Genomic DNA, 24,589 nt, shown 5'->3' with positions numbered 1-24,589 from the left:
ACTGCCCATGGCAGTCCCGTTTCCTTATTTATGATAGGAGGACCCCTCATTGATCTTGAAGGCCCGGTAGATCTGCTCCAGCACCATGACCCGGGCCAGGTGGTGGGGGAAGGTCATGGGGGACATGGACAGCTGGACCCAGGCCTCCGCCTTGATGGAGGGGTGGAGGCCGTAGCTGCCCCCGATGACAAAGACCAGGTGCTTGGCGGCGTTGTGCTCCCAGGTGCGGACCAGAGCGGCCAGTTCCTCGCTGGACCGGAGCTTTCCCTCCACGCACAGGGCCACCACGCTGGAGTTGGGCGGGATCTTGGCCCGGATGGCGTCCCCCTCCTTGTCCAGGGCGGCGGTGATCTCCCCCAGGGAGGGGTTCTGGGGCAGCTTCACTTCGGGCAGCTCCGTCAAGGTCAGCTTGCAGTAGGGGGACAGCCGCTTCATATACTCCGCGCAGGCGTCCAGGTAAAACTTCTCCTTCAGCTTCCCCACGCAGATGAGATGTACGCTCAGCATAACGCCGCCTCCCTCCGGAAAGCCTTAACGCCCGCCCCACGCTCCAGGGCAAAGGTGGGACCCAACTCGCTTCGGGGCGCCACCGTCAGGGACAAATCCCGCTCCGGGTCGCAGCCCAGGGCGGCCAGGCGGCGGACAGCCACCTGCCGGGCCCGGGCGGGGGTGTTGTTCTGGGCGGACAGGTGGGCCAGCACCACGGTACGGGCGCCCGACTCCACCCCCAGGGCAGCCAGCTCGGCCCCCGCCTCGTTGGACAGGTGGCCCCGGTCCCCCAGGATGCGCTGTTTTAAGGAGTAGGGGTAGGGCCCGGACCGGACCCAATCCTCGTCGTGGTTGGCCTCGCACACCAGCAGGTCACAGCCCCGGACCGCCTGCTTCACCTCGGGGGTGATGTATCCAAGGTCGGTGCACAGCACCAGCCGGCAGCCATCTCCGGTGATGGAGTAACCCACGCTGCCTGCGGCATCATGGGGCGTGGAAAAGGACTCCACCCACAGCTCCCCCAACCGGACCCCGGTCCCCGGCTCCTGGGCCCGGACCAGGTCGTCTACAAAGGGCACTTTGTAACAGATCTGACGGCAGGTGGGAGCGGAGGAGACGATGGGGACCCGCAGCTTTTTGGTCAGCACCGCCAGGCCGTTGATATGGTCGTGGTGCTCATGGGTCACCAGCACGGCGGACAGCTCCTCCGGGGCCACCCCCAGGCTCCGCAGCCCGGTGGTGATGCGCCGGGCGGAGATCCCCGCGTCCAGCAGAATATGGGTCCGGCCGCAGGACACCAGGGCGGCGTTGCCGCTGGACCCGCTGGCCAGGGTGGTAAAGGTCAACAAAAAGCATCCACTCCGTCGCAGCCATTCAAAAAGGCCTGAGCGTGATCACAAGCCGCGCTCAGGCCCCGATATTTCTTCCTGTCTCAGCCCACCTGGGCCTGACTGTCCTCCTCCGGGACGTTGACCACCTTGATGTCGGCGCCCACGGCGGACAGCTTTTCCACCAGCGTCTCATAGCCCCGCTCGATATGGTGGATGGCGTCGATCTCGGTGACGCCCTGGGCGGCCAGACCGGCGATGACCATGGCGGCGCCCGCCCGCAGGTCGCAGGCGTGGACGGGGGCTCCGGTGAGCTTGTCCACTCCTTCGATGACAGCTACTTTGCCGTCCACCTGGATGTGGGCGCCCATGCGGCGCAGCTCGTCCACATAGCGGTAGCGGTTGTCCCAGACACCCTCGGTGATGACGCTGGTCCCCCGGGCCAGGCAGAGCACGGCGCCGATCTGGGACTGCATGTCGGTGGGGAAGCCGGGGTAGGGCATGGTCTTGATGTTGGTGCGGCTGAGAGGCCCGCTCCGGCGGACCAGGACAGCGTCGTCCTGCTCCTCCACGTCCACCCCCATCTCCACCAGCTTGGCGGTGATGCAGTCCAAATGCTTGGGGATGACGTTTTTGATCAGGACCTCGCCGCCGGCGGCGGCCACGGCGGCCATGTAGGTGCCCGCCTCGATCTGGTCGGGGATGATGGAGTAGGTGCCGCCCCGCAGGCGCTCCACCCCCCGGATCTTGATGACGTCGGTGCCGGCGCCCATGATATTGGCCCCCATGGAGTTGAGGAAGTTGGCCAGGTCCACGATATGGGGTTCCTTAGCGGCGTTCTCAATGACGGTCATGCCGTCGGCCAGGGCGGCGGCCAGCATGATGTTCATGGTGGCTCCCACGGACACGATGTCCAGATAGACGCTGTTCCCGGTGAGCCGCCCCCCCTGGGGCACCTGGGCGTAGATCAGGCCGTTGCGGACCTCCACCTCGGCCCCCATGGCCACAAAGCCCTTAATGTGCTGGTCGATGGGACGGCCGCCCAGGTCGCAGCCCCCGGGCAGGGGCACCTCGGCCCAGCCGAACCGGCCCAGCAGGGCGCCCACCAAATAGTAGCTGGCCCGGATCTTACGGCCCAAATCATAGGGGACCTGGCGGTTCCGGATGTGGGAGCAGTCCACATCCACCGTGGTCCGGTTCACCGTTCTCACGTCGGCCCCCAGCTCCCGCAGAATTTGAAGGATCAGGGTGACGTCGCTGATCTGGGGAACATTTTCAATGCGGCAGACCCCGTCCACCATCAAGGCGGCGGGGATAATGGCGACAGCGGCATTCTTGGCTCCGCTGATCTCGATGGTTCCATGGAGGGTCTTGCCTCCGCGGATCTGATACTTGGTCAAATCTTGCACCTTCTTTGAGCCGCAGCAGGCGGCATCTATATGGAAACGGCTGAAAATAGCCTGTTTATGTTGTCTTCCAGACGCCCAAAGTGTTCTGGGCATGGTAAGGCTTATATATTATATCACCATTATACCCCCGTGGCAACGAATTTTGCGCGGGAGCCGTCAAATCGTCGATTTGATGGACAGCCGGAGGATAATTTATCCTCCGGCTGTCCATTTAGAAGAATTTTTTGGTTGAATTTTGGCGTATTCTTCCAGTTTTTATTCCATATTTTTCCGTCTTCCATATTGCTCCCGGGCCCTGGGCAGCAGGTCGGCCAGGTTGGCCTGCTCCTGCCGCTCCAGCAGGTCCCCGATGAGCTGGTTGGACACCAGAAAGCCCCTGGGCGTCAGCCGCCAGCGGCCTTCCTCCGTTTTTCTGGCCCAGCCTTGGGTCTGGAACTCCTCCAGCCGCCGCTCCAGCGGGGCAAAATCCATAAAATAGTTTCCCCGGTATTCCCACTCCTCGATGCCCCGGGCGGTGCGCAGCCGGAGCATCAGATACTCGCCGCCCCGCTCCCGCTGGGGGATCAGCTCCTCGCTGTCGATGATGCTCCCGCCCCGGAGGACGCCGTCAATATAGCCGTCCAGGTCCCGGGTAAAGGAATACCGCCGGCCGCCGAAGTCAGAGTGGGCCCCGGGTCCGAAGCCGATATAGGGCTTGGTCAGCCAGTAGCGCAGGTTGTGCCGGGACTCGAACCCGGGCTTGGCGAAATTGGAGATCTCATACTGGGGCAGGCCCGCCCGCTGGAGCCGTCCCACCGTCCACAGGTACAGGTCGGCCTGCATATCGTCATCGGGCAGAACCTCTCCCGCCGCCACCCGGGCGGCCAGTGGGGTGCCCTCCTCCACCTTCAGGCCGTAGCAGGACAGGTGCTGGGGGATGAGGGACAGGGCGTGCTCCACCGTGGCCTTCCAGCTGTCCATGGTCTGGCCGGGGAGGCCGTAGATCAGGTCCAGGGACAGGTTCTTGAACCGGGCCTTTTTGGCGGCCGCCACCGCCTCGTCCACCTGCTTGACGGTGTGGGGGCGGTGGATGGCGGACAATTCCCCGGGGCAGGCCGACTGCATCCCCAGGGACAGGCGGTTAAAGCCCGCCTTCCGCAGGCGGCGCAGGGACTTCAGATCCACGCTGTCCGGATTGGCCTCCAGGGTGATCTCCGCGTTTTTCTCCACTTGAAACAGCTTCTGAATGGCGGCCAGCAGCTCCCGCAGCCGCTTGTCCCCGTAAAAGCTGGGGGTTCCCCCGCCGAAGTAGATGGTGTCCACCGGGAACCCCTGGGCCAGAGGGGCCGTCTCCCCGATGTGGGAGAGCAGGGCCTTCTGGTAGGCGTCCATCCGGTCCTCCCGCCCCGCCAGGGAGTAGAAATCGCAGTAGTCGCACTTGCTGCGGCAGAAGGGGATGTGGATATAAATGCCCAGGGTCTCCCGCCCGGAGGCCTGGGACTGTTTGTCTTTCTTGTGTCCGAACATGGGCAGCGCTCCTTTTCTTTGAGGGTATTATATCGGAAAAACCGCCCCTTGCAAAGAGGGAGACAGGAATTTTGCCGCGGACGTCCCATAACGGCCCGGCGCTGGCATCAGGCCCTATCCAGAACCCCGCAAAACTGTTTTGAAAAATTGTAAAGTTTACTTGACACAAAATGTAAAGTGTGCTATACCATTTCTTGTAAAGCTGACTTTACTTTATTCCACGGAAAGGACGTGATACGGTGACCAATCGGATTGCGGAACTGCGCAAGGCCCGGCGTGTCTCCCAGGCGGAGCTGGCCGACGCGGTGGAGGTCACCCGGCAGACCATCATCTCCCTGGAGAGTGGACGGTACAACGCCTCGCTGCTGCTGGCCCATAAGATCGCCCAGTATTTCGGGCTGACCATTGAAGAAGTTTTTTTATTTGAGGAGGAAACCACATGAAACCAAAATCCCGTCTGACTCTGGCTGTTCTGGGGCTCGTCAGTTCTGTGTCCGTTATCACCGCCGCCCTGGCGCTGGGCAACCACATTCCCGGGCAGTTGAACAGTCTGATCACCGGCCTGGGGGGCGCGCTGGGCGGGATCAGCGTCACCGCCATCCTCCTCGAGCTGGCCGACCGGAAACGCACCCCGGAACAGCGAAAAGAACTGGCCCGGGGCGAGCACGACGAGCGGAATATCGCCATCCGGGAAAAAGCCGCCATGAGCAGCTGGTACTGGACACTGGGACTGCTGTGGGGCCTGTTTGTTCTGTGTCTGCTTCTGCACCAGACACGATACATCGCCCTGTCCAGCATAGTCATTGTGCTTCACTGCCTATTCTATTTGATGAACATATGCCGCTGGACGAAGAAAATGTGAGGGGGTACATTCCCATGCTGATGAAAAAAGTGACCTTTTCCAAAGACTACGACAAGACTTTGAAGCTGCGCTGCCTCTGCTTCGGCGCCTTGCTGGTCATCGGGCTGGTGGGCTTCGCCTGCTACTTTCTCCTGGTGCCCCAGAGCAATTTGGGCGACTACGCCCAGGGGTTCTACCTGGGGGCCGCCAGCGGCATCACCGTGGCCGCGGTGTTCTTCCTGGTCCGCACTCTCTACCTCATGGCCCACCCGGAGGCCAAGCGCCAGGCCCGCATCAAGGAGACCGACGAGCGGGAGCGGAAGATTCTCAGCGGAGCCATCCAATTCGCCGGGCTCTTCACCTTCTACGCCGCCGCCCTGGCCCTGTTCGTGCTGCTGCCCCTCAGCCTCCACGCCTACTACGCCCTGATCGGTGTGCTGGCCGTCTATACCCTGTCCTTCGTGACAGCCAACCTGTGGCTGTCCAAAAAGCTGTGAGCCGCCGGCTGGACCTGCCCATCGGTCCGGAGCTGGCGGGGATCAAGGTGGACACCCTGCTGAAAAAGCACCTGGGGCTGTCCGGGACGGTGGTGCGGCGGATCAAGTGGCTGGAGGACGGCATCCTGGTGGACGGCCGGCGGGTGAACACCCGGTTCGTCCCCTGCCCGGGCCAGGTGCTGTCCGTCCGCCTGTCCGACCCGGAGCGGCGCAGCGGCATCGTCCCAGCTCCCGGTCCCCTGGACATCGTGTACGAGGACGGGGACATCATCGTCCTGAATAAGGCCCCCGGCATCCCCGTCCACCCCGGTCCGGGGCACTTTTCCGATACGATCGGTAATTTTTTGCTGCATTATTACGATTCACAGGGCATTGAGGCGGATTTTCACCCTGTCCACCGGCTGGACCGGGGGACCTCCGGGCTGTTGGCGGTGGCCAAGCATCCCCACGCCCAGGAGGTGCTGAAAAGCCAGCTCCATACCCCCGGCTTCCGCCGGGTCTACCTGGCGGTGTGCGAGGGGGTCCCCTCCCCCGCCGCCGGGGTGGTAGACGCACCCCTGGGACCGCGCCCCGGCTCCCTGGTGGAGCAAATGGTCCGCCCCGACGGCAAGGAGGCCCGGACCCACTATGAGACGCTGGGAATATACGGGAACCGTGCCCTTCTCCGCCTGGAGCTGGGCACCGGCCGCACCCACCAGATCCGGGTCCACATGGCCTATCTGGGTCACCCCCTCACCGGGGATTTTCTCTACGGCGCCGAGGCTCCAGAGCTGATCGCCCGCCCCGCCCTCCACTCGGCGGAGCTGAACCTCCTCCATCCGGTCACCGGGGAGGCGCTCACCTTCCGGGTCCCCATGCCCCAGGACATGGAACGGCTCTGCGTCCCCTGACTTCGCAGGACCCTCTGTGCATTTTCTCTAAATTTCGTCTGGAACTTTGCCCCATATCATGGTATAATGCAGACAGTATCCTTTATTCCTTTATTTATTCACATTAGGAGGTCGATTCCAATGTCCTATCTTGACACTTATAAAGCCTGGCTTGCCAGCCCCGCCCTGTCCGCCGAGGAGAAGGCCGAGCTGGAGGCCATCAAAAATGACGACAAGGAGATCGAGTCCCGGTTCTTTGACCAGCTCTCTTTCGGCACCGCCGGCCTGCGGGGCACCATGGGCGTGGGCCTGTACCGGATGAACGTCCACGTCATCCGCCACGCCACCCAGGCCTTCGCCGAGGTGGTCCTGGCCGAGGGTCCCCTGGCCGCCGCCCGGGGCGTGGCCGTCTGCTACGACTGCCGCAACAACTCTGATATTTTTGCCCGGGAAGCCGCCTGCGTCATGGCGGGCAACGGCATCCCCGTCCGCCTGTTTGAGTCTCTGCGCCCCACCCCCGAGCTGTCCTTCGCGGTCCGGGAGTACGGCTGCATCGCCGGCATCAATGTCACCGCCAGCCACAACCCCAAGGAGTACAACGGCTACAAGGTGTACTGGGAGGACGGCGCCCAGCTGCCCCCCAAGCATGCCGACGAGGTGGCCAAGAAGATGAAGGAGCTGGACGTCTTCACCAGCATCAAGACCATGGATTATGACCAGGCTGTGGCCGCCGGCAAGATCGTCCTCATGGGCGAGGAGACCGACGAAAAGTTCCTGGCCAACGTCATGGCCCAGGTCAACGACCAGGCCGTGGTGGAGAAGGTGGCCGACAAGTTCAAGATGGTCTACACCCCCTTCCACGGCACCGGCTACAAGCTGATCCCCGAGGCCCTGAAGCGCCTTGGCATGAAGCACGTCATCTGCGTCCCCGAGCAGATGGTCATCGACGGCAACTTCCCCACCGTGGTCTCCCCCAACCCGGAGAACCCCGAGGGCTTCTATCTGGCCGTTGACATCGCCAAGCGGGAGGGCGCCGACTTTATTCTCGGCTCCGACCCCGACGCCGATCGGGTGGGCATCATGGTCAACACCGGAAACGGCGAGTTCAAGGTCATCTCCGGCAACCAGACCGGCGTGCTCATGGCCGACTACATCATCGGCGCCTGGAAGCGGGCCGGCAAGCTGCCCGAAAACGGCGTGATTTTGAAGTCCCTGGTCAGCACCGAGATGGCCCGGAAGGTGGCCGAGGTCAACGGCCTGAAGTGCTACGACACCTTTACCGGTTTCAAGTTCCTGGCCCAGAAGAAGGACCAGCTGGAGGAGGCTGGCGAGGGCACCGTCCTGATGGCCTTTGAGGAGTCCTACGGCTACATGCTGGGCAGCTTCGTCCGGGACAAGGACGCCGTCACCGCCTCCCTCATTCTCACCGAGATGGCCGCCTGGTACTATGACCAGGGTATGACCCTCTATGACGCCCTCCAGAACCTATATCAGAAGTACGGCTTCTACGCCGAGAAGACCCTGAACCTGGTCATGCCCGGTCTGGACGGCCTGAAGAAGATGGCCCAGCTTATGGCCGACCTGCGGGAGAAGCCCCCGGTGGAGATCGCCGGCGTGGCCGTCAAGGAGCAGAAGGACTACAAGGACGGCAGCGTGGTGGACGTGGCCACCGGAGCCCGGACCACCATGGAGCTGTCCGGCTCCAACGTGCTGCGCTATGAGATGGCCGACGGCACCAGCCTCATCGTCCGTCCCTCCGGCACTGAGCCCAAGGTCAAGGTCTATATCCTCACCAACGGCGAAACCAAGGAGGCCTGCGACGAAAAGGTCGCCAAGTACGCCGCCTGGTCCGAGACCCTGAAGGGCTGAGCATCCGTTTCTCCAGCCAAAACTGACAAAAGGTCCCCCGCCGATGGCGGGGGACCTTTTTGATGCCTTTTCTTCGGCCGGCACAGCTCAGGCCCCGGCGGGAACCTGGGCCTTGTTCTTCTTCCGGGAGAACATATGGCTGATGTTGTCGATGACGGAATAGAACACCGGGGTGAACACAAGGGTGACCAGGGTGGAGATGATCATGCCGGAGATCATGGTGATGCCCATGTCGGACATCATCTCGTTGGTGCCGCCGATACCCAGGGCCATGGGCATCATGGCCAGGACGGTGGTCAGGGTGGTCATCATAATGGGCCGGACACGGAGGGGGCAGGCGTGGAGGATGGCCTCCTCCCGGCTCTCGCCCATGGCCCTGCGGACCTTGATGTACTCCACCAGGATGATGGAGGAGTTGACCACGGTACCGGCCAGCATGATGATGGCTACAAGGGAGATCATGGACATGTCCCGTCCGGTGAGGGGCAGGGCGAACAGGGCTCCGGTAAAGGCCACGGGCAGGATCAGCATGACGATGACGGGCATGGCAAAGGACTCAAACTGGACGGCCAGCACGAAATACACCAACAGCAGGGCCACCGCCAGGGCGAGGCCCAGGTCGGCGAAGCTCTCCATCATGTCCTCATAGGAACCGGCGGTCTCGACGGTGTATCCCTCGGGCAGGGGATAATTCTCCAGAATGGCGTTGATCTGCTGGGTCATGGCGGCGGTATCGCCGCTGACGGTGCTGCCGGTCACCGTCACCTGGCGGTTCTGGTTGTACCGGGAGATGCTCTGGGGCGCCTGCTCCACCACCACGTCCGCCACGGCGGACAGGGGCACGGTGCCTCCGTAGCCCGAGGTGATGGGCATGGACTTCAATGCGTCCAAGCTGGCGGAGGCGCTGCCGTCGCCCTTGACCATGACGGCGTAGTCCTGGTTGTTGATGGTGACGGTGGTAGCCTCAGTGCCGGTGAGTTCGGCACGGACGGCGGCGCCCACGGAGGCGGCAGTCAGGCCGTACTGGGCGGCGGCCTCACGGTTCAGATAGACCTTCACCTGGGGGACCTTTTCCGACAGGGAGTTGTCTACATCCACCGCGTCGGGCAACTTGGCGATCTGGGCGGTCAGGTCGTTGGCGATCAGTTCCAGAGTATCGTAATCGTCGCCGGTGATCTCCAGGTTGATGTCATTGCCGCTGCCCATGGACATGGAGCTGGAGGCGCTCACCGTGATCTCACAGCCGGCGATGTCCTGAACGGCTTCCCGCAAGGCGTCTTCAATTTCAAAGGCGCTGCGTTCCCGCTCCTCCTTGTCCACCAGCATCACGCCCATGGTCACGTCGCCGCCCATCATGGAGGAGCCTCCGCTGGTGACGATGTAGTACATCTCATCCAGCTCCGGGACCTCCCGCTCCACAATGGCGGCCACCCGGTCGGCAATGGCGGCGGACTCCTCCAGTTCAGAGCCGGTGGGCATACTGATGGAGATGGAGACGCTGCCCTGGTCCATATCGGGGATCAGTACCATTTTGGTATTGGCCAGGGTCAATCCGAAGACAACCACCAGGGCCAGGGATGCCAGCATACCGATCTTCAGATGGCGGATAAAGAATCCCAGCAGGGTCAGATAGCCGTTTTTCAGCTTCGTACCCAGGGCGCCGGCCCGGGCGGCCAAGGTGCCGGGCTTGCGGGCGGCTTTCTTAGCCTCCCGCTTCATCTGCCGTCTGCGTACCTTCTCCTCATCCAGCGTGAAGTAGCACAGCAGGGGCACCAGGGTCAGGGAGATGATAAGGGAGGCGGCGATCAGAGAGGCGATGGTCAGGCAGAAGTCCTTGAACATCATACCCGCCAGCCCTTCGGTCAGGCCCAGGGGAACGAACACGGCCAAAGTGGTCAGAGTGGATGCGATGACCGAGGAGGTGACCTCTTTGGTGCCGTCCACGCAGGCGCTCATCCGGTCATGGCCCTCGGCGGCGAAACGGTTGATATTCTCCAAGACCACGATGGAGTTATCCACGATCATGCCCACGCCCATGGCGATACCGCCCAGGGACATCATGTTCAGCGTCAGATCAAACACGTTCATCATGACGAAGACCGCCAGGATACAGACCGGCATGGAAATACAGATGGTCAGGGTGGCGCTGCCCCGGCGCAGGAACAGAAACACCACGATGGCAGCCAGAATCACGCCCTGGATGATGTTCTGCATGGCGTTATTCACCGACAGGCTGATGTATTCCCGGGCGCTGTAGGGAACGGAGTAGTTGATGCCGGGGTTGTCTTCCTTCAGCTCTTTCAGGCGTTTTTCCACCTGGGTGGCCACTTCCATCTCGTTGGCGCCGGACTGTTTGGACACCTGGAGCATGACGCAGGAGATGCCGTCCGACTTGGCGATAGCCTCCGGGTCCTTCTGCTCCATGGCGACGTTGGCCACCTCGGACAACCGCACGGTGCCGCCGGTGGGCAGGGTGATCAGCATATTGGCCACGTCATCCACCGACTGGAACTTGGCGTCGGTGGAGACCGTCAGCTTCTTATTGCCGTTTTGCAGGTCACCGCCGGGATACAGCAGGTTCTGCCCCGCCAGGAACTGGGCGATATAGGAATTGGACAGGCCGTAGCCCGCGGCCCGGCTGGCGTCGATCTCCACGGCGATCTGCTGCTCCAGGCCGCCGTTGACCGAGACCTGGGCCACGCCGTCGATGCGCTCCAGCGCGGGCGCCACAATGTCCTCCGCCACATTTTCCAGCTGGGCCAGGTCCTCGCCGGTGAGGGTGATCATGGCGGTGGGCATCATCTCGCTCATGTTCATGTTGACGATGATGGGGTCGGAGGCGTCATCAGGGAGGGACACCATGTCAAACTTCTCCCGCAGCTTGGTGGCCGCGATGTCGGTGTCGGTATCCTCCACATAAGTGATCATGATGACGCTCACATTTTCCGAGGAGCTGGACTGGATCTCGTCCACGCCAGAGACAGACATGATGGCCGCCTCCAGGGGATCGGTGACCAGTTCCTCAATGTCGCTGGGGTTGGCGCCCACATAGGTGGTCATGACCACTGCCATGGGCATCTCCATGTTGGGCATCAGAGCCATCTGGAGCTGGGTGCCAAACATGACGCCAAAAATGATGACCATGATGGTGGCCAGCAGGGTGGCTACTTTATGTTTGATACACGTCTTTGCAATATTCATGGGGCTTAATCCTCCCCGGAGACCACACGCACAGCGTCGCCGTCGCTCAGGTAGCTCTGGCCCACAGTGACCAGCTGCTCACCGGCGGCCAGCCCGGAGGTGACCTCCGTAACGCCGTTGCCGGTCAGGCCGGTGGTCACTTCCACATACCGGGCGGTGTCGCCGTTCTCCACCACAAAGACATACTGGACATTGCCGTTGGTGAGGATGGCCTCGGTGGGGACCACCACGGTATTGGCGGAGGTATCGGTATGGAAGGTCACGTCGGCGAACATACCGGACAGCAGGCCGCTGGTGTCCGCGGGCACGGTAATGGTGACGGTGTACAGCTTGGTCTGGACGTTGGCCGCCTGCTCCACGGAGCGGATGATGCCGGTGAAGTTCTGGCCCGCCGCGCTCACGGCCACGTCCACCTGGTCCCCGATGGACAGCTTAGGCACCAGGGCCTCGGACACGGAGACCTGGACCTTCATCTGCTCGGCGCCGTCAATGACGGCCACGGGCATGGAGGGGGAGACATAGCCGTTCTCCACCGCGCTGAGGGAGACCAGGGTGCCGCTGGCCGGGGCGATGACGTTGCCCGCGGCGTCCACATCCTGGAGGACGGTGGTCAGCTGCTCCACGTTGGACTTATAGCTCTGCATCCCGGCCTCCAGCTGGGCCAGGGTGGAGGCGCGTCCCGCGATGGCCTGCTGGAGGGACAGCTGCGCCTGGTCGATCTCCAGCTGGGAGGCGGCGCCGATCTCAAACAGAGCCTTCAGGTTGTCCACATTATTCTGGGCCAGCCGGATCTGCTCGTCAAAAATGGCCGTCTGGTCCTGATAGCTCTGGACCGCGGAGGCGTAGGTGATATTGGCGGCGTTGTAGCTGGCCAGGGTGCTGGCCAGATCCAGGGTGCAGATCTTCTCCCCGGCCTGGACCAGGTCGCCCGCCTCCACATAGACGGCGGTGCACTTGGCGCTGACGCCCACCATGATGGTGTGCTCGCTGTCGGCCACCACTTTGCCGGATACCTTGTTCTCCGTGGAGATGTCGTTCAGGGTCACTTCAGCCGCCTGGACAGCCACGCCGACGGAAGCCTCCTGACTGCCGGAACTGGAACCGTCCGTGTTCTTGGAACCGCAGGCAGTGAGGGACAGCACCAGGACCGCCGCCAGGGCGAGAGATAAAACACGTTTCTGCATAATAGGTAGATCCTCCATTTTTAGTTCAGGATACCGCGGTCCACGGCCCAACGGTAGTTGTGATAAGCGGCAAAGAGGTCGATGGCGGCGCCGGTCACCTTGTCCTGAGCGGTGTTCAGGTCGTCCTCTGCGGTGAGCAGATCGTTCTTGGAGATGGTGCCCTGCTCATACTTCAGCTGGTCCACCGCATAGTTGCTTTTCTCCACTTCCAGGGCGGTCTTGGCGGCGGCCAGCACCTGCTGGTAATCCTTCACCTGGTTGTACAGGACGCGGAAACTGTTTTCAAAGTTCTGAATGGAGGCGCTGTAGGTGTATTGGGCCGCCTCCCAGGTGTGTTTGGCGGAGGCATACTGGTACAGGTTCTCGTTGTAGCCATACTCCTTGCCCGTGTCGCTGTAGGTCTCCTTGGCGTCATCCAGGGTGCGCTTGGCGGCAAACAGGTCGTAGCTGTTCGCCTTGGCGGCAGCCAGGTCCTTTTCCAGATTCATGGCGGCCAGTTCCTGGGCGCTGACCTGAGGCAGAGCCTGGAGTTTAATCTTCCCGCTGAGTTCCGCGCCGATCATCAGCTCCAGCTGGGTCTTATAATTGGAGAGGTTCATGTTCAGGGTCTGCCGGCCGCTGACCAGGGAGGTGCGGCCCGCCTTGGCCTGCTGGAGGGTCAGGGTGGAGATCTGTCCCAGGTCATAGCGCAGCTCCAGCTCCTGGATGGTACGGTCCAGGGCGTTGAGCTGGCGGTCCAGGGACCGGTCGTTCTGCTCCAGCTCCACCAGGGCGATGTACAGGGATTCAGCGGCCATGACGATCTGGTCCTGGGCATTTTCCAGCTGGCGGACCGCCGCGTCGTAGTCCTCCTGGATCTTGCCGTCCTTCAGGTCATCCCAGGTATTCTTGAGGGAGTCGTACTGCTGCTGCACGGAGTTGGCCGCGAAGGAATTTCCCGTGACGCTCAGGTAATAGGACGTATTGGCCAGAAGCTTCAAGCTGTCCTTCAAATCATCCTTCATCTTGTCGTAGTCCACCGCCTGAATGGAAGCGATGGTCTCTGTCAGAGCCAGCATATTGAAGTTGTTTTCCCGCACCCGGCTGCCCAGATTGGCAAAGGACACGCTGCCTACCGGATCGGGCGTGACCTCCGCCGGGGCCTCCTGCTCCGCTGCGGCGGCCTCCTGGGGCGCTTCCGCCGTGGTCTCCGGGGCGTATGTATCTTCCGCCGGGGCGGCAGCCGGTTCTTCCTCCGGCGCTTCCACCGGAACCGCGGCGGCAGCCTCCGGCTGTTCGGATGCCTCCCCCTGTACCGGGTCCGCCGCGAACACGGACACTCCACACAGGGTGATGGCCGCCGCCAAAAGGGCGGCGATGATCTTGCGATTCAACATTGCTCTCCTCCTTGATGCTGATGCTCATAGGCCGCGTTTCCCCGGGACGTCAGGCTACCGGTCCGCACGACCTCGATCCGCTCCTGCAAAAACTTCCGTTGGCGCTCCCACTGGTCCGGGTCCCGCAGGGTCTCCATGATGGCAAACGCCAGCGGCGGGACCGTCAGGAAAAAGACGTGGCTGATAAAATCCGGGGTTTTCCTGCGGTAATGGTCCAGATCGATGCAGGCCATAAATTCTTCAGGCAGCGTCCCGGGCTCTGCGGCGTAGAAACGCTGAAAATCCAGTCCCTGGTTCAGCCGCATCACCTGGATGCACTGGGTCAAAATGGGGTCCGGATCTCCTCTCCGGCTTACAAACCGGTCAAAAGCCCGGACCGGAACGGAGAACAGGTCTCCCTTCGCATCCTGCAACAGCTCCCGGAACACCCCGGAAAAATACTCCCGCATCCCGCCAAGCAGGTACCAAAACAGGTCTTCCTTATCCTGAAAATATTGGTAGAAGCTGCCTCTGGGGATATGGGCCTTATGGATGATCCGGTTAATGGAAGCGTCGCTATAGCTGCTGCTGGTAAATTCCTCCCAGGCCGCATCCATCAGCCGTTCCCGTTTTTCCCCAGGCAATCGAAAAAAAGTACTGGTCGGCATGTAATCCCTCCGAATGTGACAACCTGTCATCATGACAAGCTGTCACAAATTATACTGATCTGTTCCACCCATGTCAATTGGAAATGTGTTAATGTTTTGTGAATATTTCCCCGCTGTTTTTTCCTAAACAAAAGGACGGCGTTTCCGCCGTCCTTCCTTATATCATATGCCGAAGATGTTCCGGGGTCATCCGTTTCTTTTTCTGCGGCTTCTGGCGTAGAATAGTTCGGCCAGCGCCCCGGCGGTCATCTTCTCCCGTTCCCCGCCGGACAGGTCCAGCACCACCCGGCCCGCGTCCAGCATAATGGTTCGGCTGCCCACGCTGAGGGCATAGTCCATGTCGTGGGTGATCATCAGGGTGGTGATCTTGTCCCGGGTCACGATCTCCTCGGTGACCTCCATCACCTTCTCCGCCGCGCCGGGGTCCAGGGCGGCGGTGTGTTCGTCCAGCAGCAGGAGCTTGGGCTGGGCCACGGTGGCCATGAGGAGGGATGCCGCCTGGCGCTGCCCGCCGGACAGCAGGCCCATCTTGGTCTTCATCCGGTCCTCCAGGCCCATATTCAGGGTGGCCAGCAGATCCCGGAAATAGGCGTTGTCCCGCCGGTTGACGGCAAAAAAGCTCTTGGAGGCCTTCCGGGTATAGGCCAGCGCCAGGTTCTCCTCCAGGGTCATGGTGGGTGCGGTGCCCCGGAGGGGGTTCTGGTACAGGCAGCTCATATTCAGGGCCCGCTGGTAGTCTTTCTGGCGGGTAATGTCCTCCTCCCCCAGAAGGATGCTGCCGCTGTCGGGGCTGAGGCGGCCCAAGATGGTGTTGAACAGGGTGGATTTGCCCGAGCCGTTGGAGCCCAGAACCGTGACAAACTGGCCGGCGGGGACCTCCAGGTCCAGGTGGTCCAGGGCCAGCTTCTCATTTACGGTGCCCGCCTCAAACCGCTTGGTCAGCCCCCGCACAGACAAGGTGCTTCCGCTCATTGCGTCTTCCCTCCTTTCTGGCTCCGGGCCAGCTTCCGCCGGACCAGGGGGACCGCCAGGGCCGCCACCACGATGAGGGTGGACAGCAGCTTGACGGCGTAACTGGGCATATCCACCTGATAGGCCGCCTGAATAATGATCCGGTAGAGGAGGGAGCCTCCCTCAGCGGACACCAGTCCGCCCACCATACCCCGGTCCCCAAAGAGGACCTGGCCGATGATGACCGAGGCCAGCCCCATGACCAGCATGCTGCTGCCGCAGTTCAGGTCGGCGTAGCGCTGCTGCTGGCACAGCAAGGCGCCGGACAGGGCCACCAGGGCGTTGGCCAGCATGACCCCGGCGGTGCGGGTCAGGTCGGCGTTGATGGAGGAGGACCGGACCATCTCCTCGTTGTCTCCGGTGGCCCGGATGGCCATGCCGGGCCGGGTGAAGAAGAAGACGCCCAAACCGGCGGTGAGTGCCGCCACAATAGCCAGGGTCAGGAGCAGGACCTGGGCGTTGCTGTCGGCAAGCACTCCCTCCGCCCCGGCAAAGAGGGCAGAAAAGTTCTTATAGATGGTGGGGCTGGCGGCCTTCACCGCCGCCCCGGCGGAATTTACCGTGTCGTACTGGAGGTACAGGTTGGACTGGCCGCCCAGCACGGCGTAGTTCACGGTGTACAGTCCCGCCGCCACCAGGATGCCGGACAGGATGGGCTCGATGCGCAGCTTGGTCTGGAGCAGGGCGGTGAAGAAGCCGGCCAGGGCTCCCGCCGCCGTCCCGGCCAGCAGCGCCAGCACCGGGTGTCCAGAGATGGTGACGGCGGCGCACACCGTCATGCCGAAGACGAAGCTGCCGTCCACCGTCAGGTCCGGCGTCTTCAAAATACGGAAGGTGACGAACACCCCCAGGGCCATGGGGGCGTACAGCATTCCCTGGCTCAGGGCGGAGATGAGCATACTCAAATAGACCATGGGCGCCTCCTTGATAAAAAGCGGTGGGTCCGGCGGGAATTTCCCGCCGGACCTCTATATTTATAATGTATCCTGCTCAGGCGCCGAAGTGGCTGGTGCCGTCTTCCTCCACCAGGACCTCATAGCCCTCGTAGGCGCTGTCGGGGAAGTCGGCGCCGAAGCGGCCGGCGGCCTGGAGGTTGACGAACTTGGCGTAGTCGCTGAGGGTCTCATAGGGCAGGTCGGCGGGGGCAGCGCCGTCCATCACCTTCAGCACCAGGTCGGCCACCTGCTCGCCCAGCTGGACATAGTTGACGCCGATGGTGGCGAAGCCGCCGTCCGCCACCATGGAGTCGGCGCCGCAGTAGACGGGGATGCCGTCGGCGTAGGCCACGTCGGTGTAGGTGGCCATGGCGGAGGCGATGGAGTTGTCGTTGCCGGTATACAGGGCGTCCACGCCCCGGGAAATCAGGGTCTCGGCGGCGGTCTGGAGCTCGGACAGGTTGGCGATGGAGACCTCCTCGTAGGCGATGCCCTCCTGGTCACAGTAGGTCTTGGCGGCGTTGATGGTGGAGACGGAATTGGCCTCGCTGGAGGTGTAGAGGAAGCCGATCTTCTGGCAGTCGGGCTGGAAGTTGAAAATCAGCTTGACGATCTCGGCGGCGGGGATGTTGTTGGACACGCCGGTGATGTACTGGCAGTCATCCCCGGTGAGGCCGGCAGCGGTGGGGTCGGAGACGGCGGCGAAGACGATGGGGGTGCTGTCCCCGTCAAAGACGGTCTTGGCAGACTGGGCGGTGGAGGTGGCGATGGGGACCACCAGGTCCACTCCCTCAGCCTTGCAGTTGCTCAGGATGGTGGACAGGGCGGTGGAGTCGCCGTTGGCGTTCTCGGTGGTGATCTCGATGCTCTTGCCCGAAGCCTCCAGCTTGGAGACGATGGTGTCCCGGATCTGGTCCAGGGAGGTGTGGCTCATGGGTTGGACAATGGCAACCTTGTAGGTCTCCTGAGCGGAGGCGGCGGAACCGGAGGAAGCCGCCCCGGAGGGGGCGGAATTGCTGCTGGAGGAGCCGCAGCCGGCCAGGATGCCGGCGATAACCAGGGCGGAAGCCATAACAGAAATCAATTTTTTCATTTTATATTACTCCTTTTTATCATCAAATCATGGGCGGTCACAGTGCCGCCGCCCGCTCAATGTGGGTTCGGATGACCTGACAGGAGGCGTCCAGCATCCGCTGTTCCTCCCCGCTCAGGTCCAGTTGAATGATCTTCTCAATGCCGCTTTTCCCGATGCGGCAGGGCACGCCGCAGTGGACGCCCCGCTGGCCGTATTCCCCATCCAGCAGAACGGAGACGGGGAGGACCCGCTTCTCGTCCCGGAGGATGCACCCGGCCAGCTCAGCCAGGGCCCGGCCGATGCCGAACTCCGTGGAGCCCTTGCCTTCGATAATGTCCATCCCCGCCCGGCGGGTCTGTTCCAGGACCTTCTCCTTGTCCAGGCCCAGCTTTTCGAAGGGGACGCCTCCCACGGTGATGGCGGAGAAGGGGACCATGGAGGAGTCGCCGTGCTCTCCCATGGAGAAGGCGCACACACTCCGCCGGTCTGCCCCTGTCTCCTGACCGATGACCCGGACCAGGCGGGCGGTGTCCAGGAGAGTCCCGGTCCCGAAGCACCGCCATCGCTCCAGCTCCAGGCTCTTGCGCAGGTAGTCGGCCACGATGTCGGCGGGATTGGTGATGGTCACCACCGGACAGGCGAGCTTCAGGGGCTTCAGCTCCGCGGCCAGGCCCTTCAGCAGCTCCACCGACCGGTCCAGCAGGTCCAGCCGGGTCTGGCCGGGGAGGCGGGGCTCCCCGATGGCCACCACGGTCAGGCCGGCGTCTTTACATTCTCCGTATCCTCCGGACCGGACCGTGACGTTCCGGTCCATGAAGCTGACGCTGTCGGCCACGTCCAGGGCCTGAGCGGAGGCCTTCTCCGCCGCCTTGTCCACCAGCACGATCTCTCCGCACACACCGGAGGCGGCCAGGGCGTAAGCACAGTGGCTGCCCACATGGCCCGCGCCGATGATCACAACTTTTCCCTGCTCCATATCGGTATCCTCCCGTTTGGAAAATAAAAAACGCCCTTGACCGAATTTCACTTCGGTCAAGGGCGAAACTAAGACAATTTCGCGGTGCCACCTTGATTCAGCCCCATGACAGGGCCCTCCAGCGGGATACCAACATATCCCCGACGGGTAACGTCCGTCCCAACGTCGGCCCATTTAGAGCCGCCCTCCGCAGACCATATTCCTCAGAGTCCTGTGGGGAGCTTCCACCGCCCTCCCCTCGCTGCGACGGGACTGACCTGACTTTTTCCTGCGTCATCAGTTTAGATGGCTGAATTATAAAATCAGTTTTTTGCTTTGTCAAGAATTTTTTGCGGAAAATTTTTACGCCTCCAGGGCCCGGATCAGATTCACCATCTCGATGGCCCCCTGGGCGCACTCGGAGCCCTTGTTGCCCGCCTTGGAGCCGGCCCGCTCGATGGCCTGCTCAATGGTGTCGGTGGTCAGTACGCCGAACATGACGGGGATGTCGCTGTTCAAGGACACGTTGGCCACCCCCTTGGACACCTCGCTGCACACATAGTCATAGTGGGAAGTGCTGCCCCGGATGACGGCGCCCAGGGCGATGACGGCGTCGTACTTGCCGCTCTTGGCCATTTTGGACGCGATCAGCGGGATCTCAAACGCGCCGGGGACCCAGGCCAGGTCGATGTCCTCCGGCCGGACGCCGCGGCGCAGCAGGGCGTCCTCGCAGCCCCCCACCAGCTTGGAGACGATGAAGTCGTTGAACCGGGCCGCCACCACGCCCACCTTGATGTTTTCCGCTACCAGTTTGCCTTCCAGTGTTCTCATGATCTGTTTCCTCCGTTCAGTTTGATGGTTTTCAATAGCTCAGAATATGCCCCATGCGCCGCTGCTTGGTCCGCAGGTAGAAGAGGTCGTCCTGATTGGCCTCCACCTGGATGGGCACCCGCTCCACGATCTCCAGGCCGAAGTCGGAGAGCTGGTAGACCTTGTCCGGGTTGTTGGTCAGCAGCCGCATGGTCTTGATCCCCAGGTCCCGGATGATCTGGGCGCCGGTCCAGTACTCCCGCAGGTCGGGGGCGAAGCCCAGCTTCACGTTGGCGTCCACCGTGTCGAAGCCCTGCTCCTGGAGGGCGTAGGCCTTCAGCTTGTTGATGAGGCCGATGCCCCGGCCCTCCTGGCGCATGTAGAGCACCACGCCCCGGCCCTCCCGGTCGATCTGCTGCATGGCGGCGGCCAACTGCTGGCCGCAGTCGCAGCGGCGGGAGCCGAACACATCGCCGGTGAGGCACTCGGAGTGGACCCGGCACAGCACGTCCCGGCCGTCGCCGATGTTGCCCTTCACCAGAGCCACATGGTGCTCACCGGTCAGGTCGTTGGTGTAGCCGTAGATCTGGAACTCCCCAAAACGGGTGGGCAGCTTGGCGCTGGCCTCCCGGACCACGTGCTTGTCATGGCGGCGGCAGTAGTCCTGCAAGGCCTTGATGGTGGTGACCTTCAGGCCCCACTCCTTCGCCTTTTCCAGCAGCTCGGTGGTGCGCATCATGGTGCCGTCCTCCCGCATGATCTCGCAGCACAATCCGCACTGATGGAGGCCCGCCAGGCGGCACAGGTCCACTGTGGCCTCCGTGTGGCCGTTGCGGGTCAGCACGCCGCCCCGCCGGGCCACCAGAGGGAACACATGGCCGGGACGGCGCAGGTCCTCCGGCCGGGTGGCGGGGTCCACGCACTTGCGGCAGGTGTAGCCCCGCTCCTGAGCCGAGATGCCGGTGGTGGTGTCCACATGGTCGATGGACACGGTGAAGGCGGTGCAATGGTTGTCGGTGTTCACCTTCACCATCTGCTCCAGGCCCAGCCGCGCGGCCACCTCCTCGCTCATGGGCGTGCAGATGAGGCCTTTGGCGTGGACGGCCATGAAGTTGACGTTCTCCGTGGTGGCGAACTGGGCGGCGCAGATCATGTCGCCCTCGTTCTCCCGGTCCGGGTCGTCGATGGTGATGATGATGCGGCCTGCCCGCAGCTCCTCCAGGGCCTCCTCCACGGTGCAGTAGGGTTGATCCATAGGTAGTTCCTCCTTTGTGCGCTCAAAATCCGTTTTCCGCCAGAAATTCCAGCGTAATTTTGCTCTGCTGCCTTGTCTCCGACTGGGGCTGCAGCAGCTTTTCCACGTATTTGCCGATGATGTCCGTCTCCAGGTTCACGGTGTCCCCGTTCCGTTTCTCCCCCAGGATGGTGACCGCCACCGTGTGAGGGATGGCAGAAATGGAGAACCAGGTCTCGCCGACGGCCGCCACCGTCAGGCTGACGCCGTCGATGGCGATGGAGCCCTTTTCCACGATATACCGCAGCAGGGAGGGGGCGGCCTCCACCGTGTACCAGATGGCGTTGTCATCTTTTTGGATGGCCGAGATGCGGCCGGCGCCGTCGATATGACCGGAGACAATATGGCCACCGAAGCGGCCGTCCGCCGCCATGGCCCGCTCCAGATTCACATGGCCGCCCGCCGTCAGGGTGCCCAGGGAGGAGCGGTTCAGCGTCTCGTGCATCACATCGGCGGTGAAGCCGCCCTCGTCCCGGCTGGTGGCCGTCAGGCACACGCCGTTCACCGCCACGCTGTCGCCGATCTTCAAATCGGGCAGGATGGTGCTGGCCCCGATGGACAGCACCGAGGAGTGGGCCCCCCGGCGCACGGCGCGAATGGTGCCGATCTCCTCAACGATTCCTGTAAACATCCGTGTCCACATCTCCTTCCAGCAAAAAGTCCTCTCCCACCGGCGTCACGGTGGTGTTTTTCAGACGCACCGCCTGGGCGGGCGTCTCCACGCCGAGGCCCTCCACCGGGGACTTGGCCGTCCCGCCCCCAAAGAGCTTGGGCGCGATGTAAGCCTGGACACGCTGGACGATACCGCTCTCCAGAGCCACCCAGTTCAGAGTGCCGCCGCCCTCCAGCAGAACGCTGTCGATCCCCATTTGGCCCAGCCGCTCCATCAGGGCAGTCAGGTCCACATGGCCGCCCCGCTCCGGCAGCACCAGCCCCCGGCACCCGGCAGCTTCATAGGGCGCCCGCCGGGCGGGATCGGCGCAGCAGGTGGCGATGACCGTGAGGACCTCCTCCGCAGTGCGGACGATCCGACTGTCCAGGGGCGTCCGCAGGCGGGTGTCACAGATGATGCGGACGGGGTCCTTCCCGCCCTCCATCCGGCAGGTCAGCAGCGGGTCGTCCGCCAGCACGGTACCGATGCCCACCATAATGCCCGTGTGGAAGTGCCGGTCCCGGTGGACCTGCCCCCGGGCTTCCTCGCCGGTGATCCACTGGGAGGCCCCGGTGCGGGTGGCGATCTTGCCGTCCAGGGTCATGGCGTATTTCATGGTCACGTAGGGCCGCTTCGTCTGGATGTAGTGGAAAAACACCCGGTTCAGCGCCCGGCACTCCTCCTCCAGGACGCCAGTCTCCACCTCTACGCCGTGACTGCGGAGGATGTCCAGTCCCTTGCCCGCCACCAGCGGGTTGGGGTCCCCGGAGCCCACCACCACCCGGGCAATCCCCGCCTCCAGGATGGCGTCGGTGCAGGGGGGCTGCCGCCCCTGATGGCAGCAGGGCTCCAGCGTCACATACATGGTAGCCCCCTTCGGAGACTCCGTGCAGTTTTTCAGGGCGTGGCGCTCCGCGTGGAGCTCCCCGCACCGGACATGCCAGCCCTGTCCGATAATACGGCCCTCCCGGACCAGGACGGCGCCCACCATGGGGTTGGGGGAGGTCCAGCCCCGGCCCCGCTCCGCCAGCTCCAGCGCCCGGCGCATATAGTACAAATCTGTCATATTCCGCCTCCAAACCAACAAAAAATGCCTTGAACGGATGGTTCAAGGCATCATGATGCGGCAAAGGGGCCCGCGCCCCCGGACCTGTTTCCCCGCTTCCGGCGGAAACAAAAAGCCCTGGAATTATCCAATTCCAGAGCAAATCCATGGGCGCGGAGACTGCAATATCCCCCGCGGCACACGATCTTCTTTCATCCAGACTGTACTGTCGGCCTCGGAATTTCACCGAATCATGCCTTGCGGCTCGTGGGCTTTACCACCGGTGGGGAATTTCACCCCGCCCTGAAGATCCTGGTTCAATTTTCCTGCATTATAATCTCATCCGTCCCACCTGTCAAGTCCCGCACGCCCCGTCTCCGTTGGATCTCATGGTCCTGCTCCCTACGGCCCCAGCGTTTTTTCCTTTTTCTCCGAAAAATTTTCGTTACTTTCAGAAGTCTTCCCGTCATTTTGCACAGGAATCCCTCCATTTTGTTTTTTTCAGGTTTTCCCCTTTTCAATTGTATCATAGTTTATATTCTTTTCCCACCCCTCCTGTTCCCGTTCTCACAAAAAGTCCGTTTTTTCTCTCTTTTCAGCTATTTTAGAACATGTTTTTCGAATTTTAACCTTTTTCTTTCTTTTCTCGTCACTTTTTCTTCTTTCTGTTCCGGCGTCGGCTTGTGTATTTTTACGATTGACATTTGTCTTTTTCCTCCCTATAATGGGCACCAACCCTGAAAAATCCCCGGCGGGTTCTTTCAGGTCCGCGGGCCGCTCCAGACCCGCTTGGCTTTCATTCAAGGAGGTAAATGAATATGAAAAAGTATCTTGCCATGCTCCTGGCCGGCGCCATGTGCGTCAGCCTGCTGGCCGGCTGCGGCGGCAGCAAGTCCGCCAGCTCCGGCACCGCTGCTTCCAACGCCGCCGCTTCCGCCTCTTCCGCCAGCGCTTCCGCCGAGGCCGGCGTCCTGAAGATCGGCGGTATCGGCCCCCTGACCGGCGGCGCCGCCGTGTACGGCATCGCCACCAAGCAGGGCGCTGAGATCGCCGTTCAGGAGATCAACGCCAAGGGCGGCCTCCAGCTGTCCCTGGACTTCCAGGACGACGAAGCCGACGCCGAGAAGGGCGTCAACGCCTACAACAAGCTCAAGGGCGACGGCATCCAGGTGCTCTACGGCTGCACCACCACCGGCTCCTGCGTGGCCGTGGCCGCCGAGTCCTTCAGCGACCGGATCTTCCAGCTGACTCCCTCCGCTTCCTCCGCCGACGTCACTGCCGGCAAGGACAACGTGTTCCAGGTCTGCTTCACCGACCCCAACCAGGGCACCACCGCCGCCAGCTACATCAAGGAGAACGGCCTGGGCACCAAGGTCGCCGTCATCTACAACAACGGTGACGCCTACTCCACCGGCATCTACAACGCCTTCCAGGCTCAGGCCGACGCCATCGGGCTGGACGTGGTGGCTGTGGAGACCTTCCCCGACGACAGCAACACCGACTTCACCGTCCAGCTGAACTCCGCCAAGAACGCCGGCGCCGACCTGGTGTTCATGCCCATCTACTACACCCCCGCTTCTCTGATCCTGAACCAGGCCAAGACCATGAACTACGCTCCCATCTTCTTCGGCTGCGACGGCATGGACGGCATCCTGGATCTGGAGGGCTTTGACAAGTCCCTGGCCGAGGGCCTGATGCTGATGACCCCCTTCAACGCCTGGGGTTCCGACGACCGCACCGTCAACTTCGTCAAGGCCTATCAGGACGCCTACGGCAGCATCCCCAACCAGTTCGCCGCCGACGGCTATGACTGTATGTACGCCATCTATGAGGCCTGCCTCAAGGCCGGCGTCACCACCGACATGAGCGCCGCCGACATCTGCGAAAAGCTGATTGCCACCTTCACCGACAGCAGCTTCAGCGTGGACGGCCTGACCGGCTCCGGCATGAGCTGGTCCACCGCCGGCGAGGTCTCCAAGGCCCCCGTGGTGGTCAAGGTCGAGGGCGGCGTGTACGTGACCCAGTAAGCCCCCCTGAAAAATGTCTGTTCGCGGGGCTGCCGGAGTTTCCCGGCAGCCCCGCGCCATTTCCGTAATC

At 62.5% G+C, this 24,589-nt stretch carries 22 protein-coding genes and 1 riboswitch; of the genes, 6 read left to right on the top strand and 16 right to left on the bottom strand.

The features are described from left to right. Positions 1-24: 24 nt before the first annotated feature. The 4 genes from rlmH to hemW all read right to left on the bottom strand — a co-directional run bounded on the left by rlmH (position 25) and on the right by hemW (position 4,231). Positions 25-507 carry a 23S rRNA (pseudouridine(1915)-N(3))-methyltransferase RlmH gene (gene rlmH, locus I6E42_RS07485; protein WP_235371296.1) on the bottom strand — a complete coding sequence of 161 codons (483 nt, stop codon included), beginning with the start codon at positions 505-507 and terminating at the stop codon, positions 25-27. Continuing rightward, positions 501-1,334, bottom strand: coding sequence for an MBL fold metallo-hydrolase (locus tag I6E42_RS07480; RefSeq protein WP_235371295.1), 834 nt, complete (start codon positions 1,332-1,334; stop codon positions 501-503). The genes rlmH and I6E42_RS07480 overlap by 7 nt, the downstream gene beginning before the upstream one ends. A gap of 86 nt (positions 1,335-1,420) precedes the next feature. Then, a complete protein-coding gene (locus I6E42_RS07475) occupies positions 1,421-2,716 on the bottom strand; it encodes a UDP-N-acetylglucosamine 1-carboxyvinyltransferase (protein WP_235371294.1) in 1,296 nt (431 codons plus the stop codon). Positions 2,717-2,980: 264 nt separating this feature from the next. Continuing rightward, positions 2,981-4,231, bottom strand: coding sequence for a radical SAM family heme chaperone HemW (gene hemW, locus I6E42_RS07470; protein ID WP_235371293.1), 1,251 nt, complete (start codon positions 4,229-4,231; stop codon positions 2,981-2,983). A 239-nt stretch (positions 4,232-4,470) separates the two neighbouring features. Between hemW and I6E42_RS07465 the strand changes: the two genes are divergently transcribed. From I6E42_RS07465 to I6E42_RS07445, 5 genes are all read left to right on the top strand, one after another. Next, entirely contained in the window at positions 4,471-4,674 is a 204-nt protein-coding gene (locus I6E42_RS07465) for a helix-turn-helix transcriptional regulator (RefSeq protein ID WP_235371292.1), read from the top strand. Then, complete coding sequence (locus tag I6E42_RS07460) at positions 4,671-5,093, top strand: hypothetical protein (protein ID WP_235371291.1); 423 nt, start codon at positions 4,671-4,673, stop codon at positions 5,091-5,093. Before I6E42_RS07465 ends, I6E42_RS07460 begins: the two co-directional genes overlap by 4 nt. A gap of 14 nt (positions 5,094-5,107) precedes the next feature. Next, entirely contained in the window at positions 5,108-5,569 is a 462-nt protein-coding gene (locus I6E42_RS07455) for a hypothetical protein (RefSeq protein WP_235371290.1), read from the top strand. Further along, entirely contained in the window at positions 5,548-6,459 is a 912-nt protein-coding gene (locus I6E42_RS07450) for an RluA family pseudouridine synthase (RefSeq protein WP_235371289.1), read from the top strand. The genes I6E42_RS07455 and I6E42_RS07450 overlap by 22 nt, the downstream gene beginning before the upstream one ends. Before the next feature lie 120 nt (positions 6,460-6,579). Next, positions 6,580-8,307: a phospho-sugar mutase gene (locus I6E42_RS07445; protein WP_235371288.1), complete on the top strand. Its 1,728-nt coding sequence runs from the start codon at positions 6,580-6,582 to the stop codon at positions 8,305-8,307. An 87-nt stretch (positions 8,308-8,394) separates the two neighbouring features. On the opposite strand, the gene I6E42_RS07440 is transcribed toward I6E42_RS07445, so the two are convergent. The 12 genes from I6E42_RS07440 to ribD form a co-directional block, all read right to left on the bottom strand. Beyond that, positions 8,395-11,508: an efflux RND transporter permease subunit gene (locus tag I6E42_RS07440; RefSeq protein ID WP_235371287.1), complete on the bottom strand. Its 3,114-nt coding sequence runs from the start codon at positions 11,506-11,508 to the stop codon at positions 8,395-8,397. Positions 11,509-11,513: 5 nt separating this feature from the next. Then, positions 11,514-12,692: an efflux RND transporter periplasmic adaptor subunit gene (locus I6E42_RS07435; RefSeq protein WP_235371286.1), complete on the bottom strand. Its 1,179-nt coding sequence runs from the start codon at positions 12,690-12,692 to the stop codon at positions 11,514-11,516. A 20-nt stretch (positions 12,693-12,712) separates the two neighbouring features. Then, positions 12,713-14,068 carry a TolC family protein gene (locus tag I6E42_RS07430; RefSeq protein WP_235371285.1) on the bottom strand — a complete coding sequence of 452 codons (1,356 nt, stop codon included), beginning with the start codon at positions 14,066-14,068 and terminating at the stop codon, positions 12,713-12,715. Continuing rightward, positions 14,062-14,715 (bottom strand): TetR/AcrR family transcriptional regulator, encoded by a 654-nt coding sequence (locus tag I6E42_RS07425; protein ID WP_235371284.1) that lies wholly within the window; start codon positions 14,713-14,715, stop codon positions 14,062-14,064. Before I6E42_RS07425 ends, I6E42_RS07430 begins: the two co-directional genes overlap by 7 nt. Before the next feature lie 186 nt (positions 14,716-14,901). After that, positions 14,902-15,687 (bottom strand): ABC transporter ATP-binding protein, encoded by a 786-nt coding sequence (locus I6E42_RS07420; RefSeq protein WP_235371283.1) that lies wholly within the window; start codon positions 15,685-15,687, stop codon positions 14,902-14,904. Next, entirely contained in the window at positions 15,684-16,640 is a 957-nt protein-coding gene (locus I6E42_RS07415; RefSeq protein WP_235371282.1) for an ABC transporter permease, read from the bottom strand. Before I6E42_RS07415 ends, I6E42_RS07420 begins: the two co-directional genes overlap by 4 nt. Positions 16,641-16,716: 76 nt before the next feature. Next, a complete protein-coding gene (locus I6E42_RS07410) occupies positions 16,717-17,754 on the bottom strand; it encodes an ABC transporter substrate-binding protein (protein WP_235371281.1) in 1,038 nt (345 codons plus the stop codon). Positions 17,755-17,791: 37 nt separating this feature from the next. Next, the gene (locus I6E42_RS07405) at positions 17,792-18,712 is read right to left on the bottom strand and encodes an L-lactate dehydrogenase (protein WP_235371280.1); all 921 of its coding nucleotides are present in this window, start codon (positions 18,710-18,712) and stop codon (positions 17,792-17,794) included. A 342-nt stretch (positions 18,713-19,054) separates the two neighbouring features. Further along, positions 19,055-19,522, bottom strand: a complete 468-nt coding sequence (gene ribH / locus I6E42_RS07400) for a 6,7-dimethyl-8-ribityllumazine synthase (protein ID WP_235371279.1) — start codon at positions 19,520-19,522, stop codon at positions 19,055-19,057. A 31-nt stretch (positions 19,523-19,553) separates the two neighbouring features. Continuing rightward, a complete protein-coding gene (locus tag I6E42_RS07395; RefSeq protein ID WP_235371278.1) occupies positions 19,554-20,756 on the bottom strand; it encodes a bifunctional 3,4-dihydroxy-2-butanone-4-phosphate synthase/GTP cyclohydrolase II in 1,203 nt (400 codons plus the stop codon). 22 nt (positions 20,757-20,778) lie between these two features. Beyond that, a complete protein-coding gene (ribE, locus tag I6E42_RS07390; protein ID WP_235371277.1) occupies positions 20,779-21,426 on the bottom strand; it encodes a riboflavin synthase in 648 nt (215 codons plus the stop codon). Further along, on the bottom strand, positions 21,407-22,513 hold the full coding sequence (gene ribD / locus I6E42_RS07385) for a bifunctional diaminohydroxyphosphoribosylaminopyrimidine deaminase/5-amino-6-(5-phosphoribosylamino)uracil reductase RibD (RefSeq protein WP_235371276.1): 1,107 nt from the start codon (positions 22,511-22,513) through the stop codon (positions 21,407-21,409). The genes ribE and ribD overlap by 20 nt, the downstream gene beginning before the upstream one ends. 179 nt (positions 22,514-22,692) lie before the next feature. Continuing rightward, positions 22,693-22,807: riboswitch (FMN riboswitch) on the bottom strand. A gap of 503 nt (positions 22,808-23,310) precedes the next feature. Here ribD and I6E42_RS07380 point away from each other — a divergent pair. Beyond that, positions 23,311-24,519, top strand: coding sequence for an ABC transporter substrate-binding protein (locus I6E42_RS07380; protein WP_235371275.1), 1,209 nt, complete (start codon positions 23,311-23,313; stop codon positions 24,517-24,519). Positions 24,520-24,589 lie beyond the last annotated feature (70 nt).

It is taken from the genome of Pseudoflavonifractor phocaeensis (assembly GCF_021531815.1).
Lineage (GTDB): Bacteria > Bacillota > Clostridia > Oscillospirales > Oscillospiraceae > Lawsonibacter > Lawsonibacter phocaeensis_A.
The sequence above is the reverse complement of the archived record's forward strand: the minus strand, read 5'-3'. Positions and strand labels throughout refer to the sequence as shown.

What these genes read in the sequence shown, in the direction of transcription:
- I6E42_RS07410 (WP_235371281.1), bottom strand. Translation starts at nt 17,754, where the DNA reads ATGAAAAAATTGATTTCTGTTATGGCTTCCGCCCTGGTTATCGCCGGC.
- I6E42_RS07425 (WP_235371284.1), bottom strand. Translation starts at nt 14,715, where the DNA reads ATGCCGACCAGTACTTTTTTTCGATTGCCTGGGGAAAAACGGGAACGG.
- I6E42_RS07415 (WP_235371282.1), bottom strand. Translation starts at nt 16,640, where the DNA reads ATGGTCTATTTGAGTATGCTCATCTCCGCCCTGAGCCAGGGAATGCTG.
- I6E42_RS07445 (WP_235371288.1), top strand. Translation starts at nt 6,580, where the DNA reads ATGTCCTATCTTGACACTTATAAAGCCTGGCTTGCCAGCCCCGCCCTG.
- I6E42_RS07380 (WP_235371275.1), top strand. Translation starts at nt 23,311, where the DNA reads ATGAAAAAGTATCTTGCCATGCTCCTGGCCGGCGCCATGTGCGTCAGC.
- I6E42_RS07455 (WP_235371290.1), top strand. Translation starts at nt 5,108, where the DNA reads ATGCTGATGAAAAAAGTGACCTTTTCCAAAGACTACGACAAGACTTTG.
- I6E42_RS07435 (WP_235371286.1), bottom strand. Translation starts at nt 12,692, where the DNA reads ATGCAGAAACGTGTTTTATCTCTCGCCCTGGCGGCGGTCCTGGTGCTG.
- I6E42_RS07420 (WP_235371283.1), bottom strand. Translation starts at nt 15,687, where the DNA reads ATGAGCGGAAGCACCTTGTCTGTGCGGGGGCTGACCAAGCGGTTTGAG.
- ribH (WP_235371279.1), bottom strand. Translation starts at nt 19,522, where the DNA reads ATGAGAACACTGGAAGGCAAACTGGTAGCGGAAAACATCAAGGTGGGC.
- I6E42_RS07460 (WP_235371291.1), top strand. Translation starts at nt 4,671, where the DNA reads ATGAAACCAAAATCCCGTCTGACTCTGGCTGTTCTGGGGCTCGTCAGT.
- hemW (WP_235371293.1), bottom strand. Translation starts at nt 4,231, where the DNA reads ATGTTCGGACACAAGAAAGACAAACAGTCCCAGGCCTCCGGGCGGGAG.
- I6E42_RS07405 (WP_235371280.1), bottom strand. Translation starts at nt 18,712, where the DNA reads ATGGAGCAGGGAAAAGTTGTGATCATCGGCGCGGGCCATGTGGGCAGC.
- I6E42_RS07395 (WP_235371278.1), bottom strand. Translation starts at nt 20,756, where the DNA reads ATGGATCAACCCTACTGCACCGTGGAGGAGGCCCTGGAGGAGCTGCGG.
- I6E42_RS07430 (WP_235371285.1), bottom strand. Translation starts at nt 14,068, where the DNA reads ATGTTGAATCGCAAGATCATCGCCGCCCTTTTGGCGGCGGCCATCACC.
- I6E42_RS07440 (WP_235371287.1), bottom strand. Translation starts at nt 11,508, where the DNA reads ATGAATATTGCAAAGACGTGTATCAAACATAAAGTAGCCACCCTGCTG.
- ribE (WP_235371277.1), bottom strand. Translation starts at nt 21,426, where the DNA reads ATGTTTACAGGAATCGTTGAGGAGATCGGCACCATTCGCGCCGTGCGC.
- rlmH (WP_235371296.1), bottom strand. Translation starts at nt 507, where the DNA reads ATGCTGAGCGTACATCTCATCTGCGTGGGGAAGCTGAAGGAGAAGTTT.
- ribD (WP_235371276.1), bottom strand. Translation starts at nt 22,513, where the DNA reads ATGACAGATTTGTACTATATGCGCCGGGCGCTGGAGCTGGCGGAGCGG.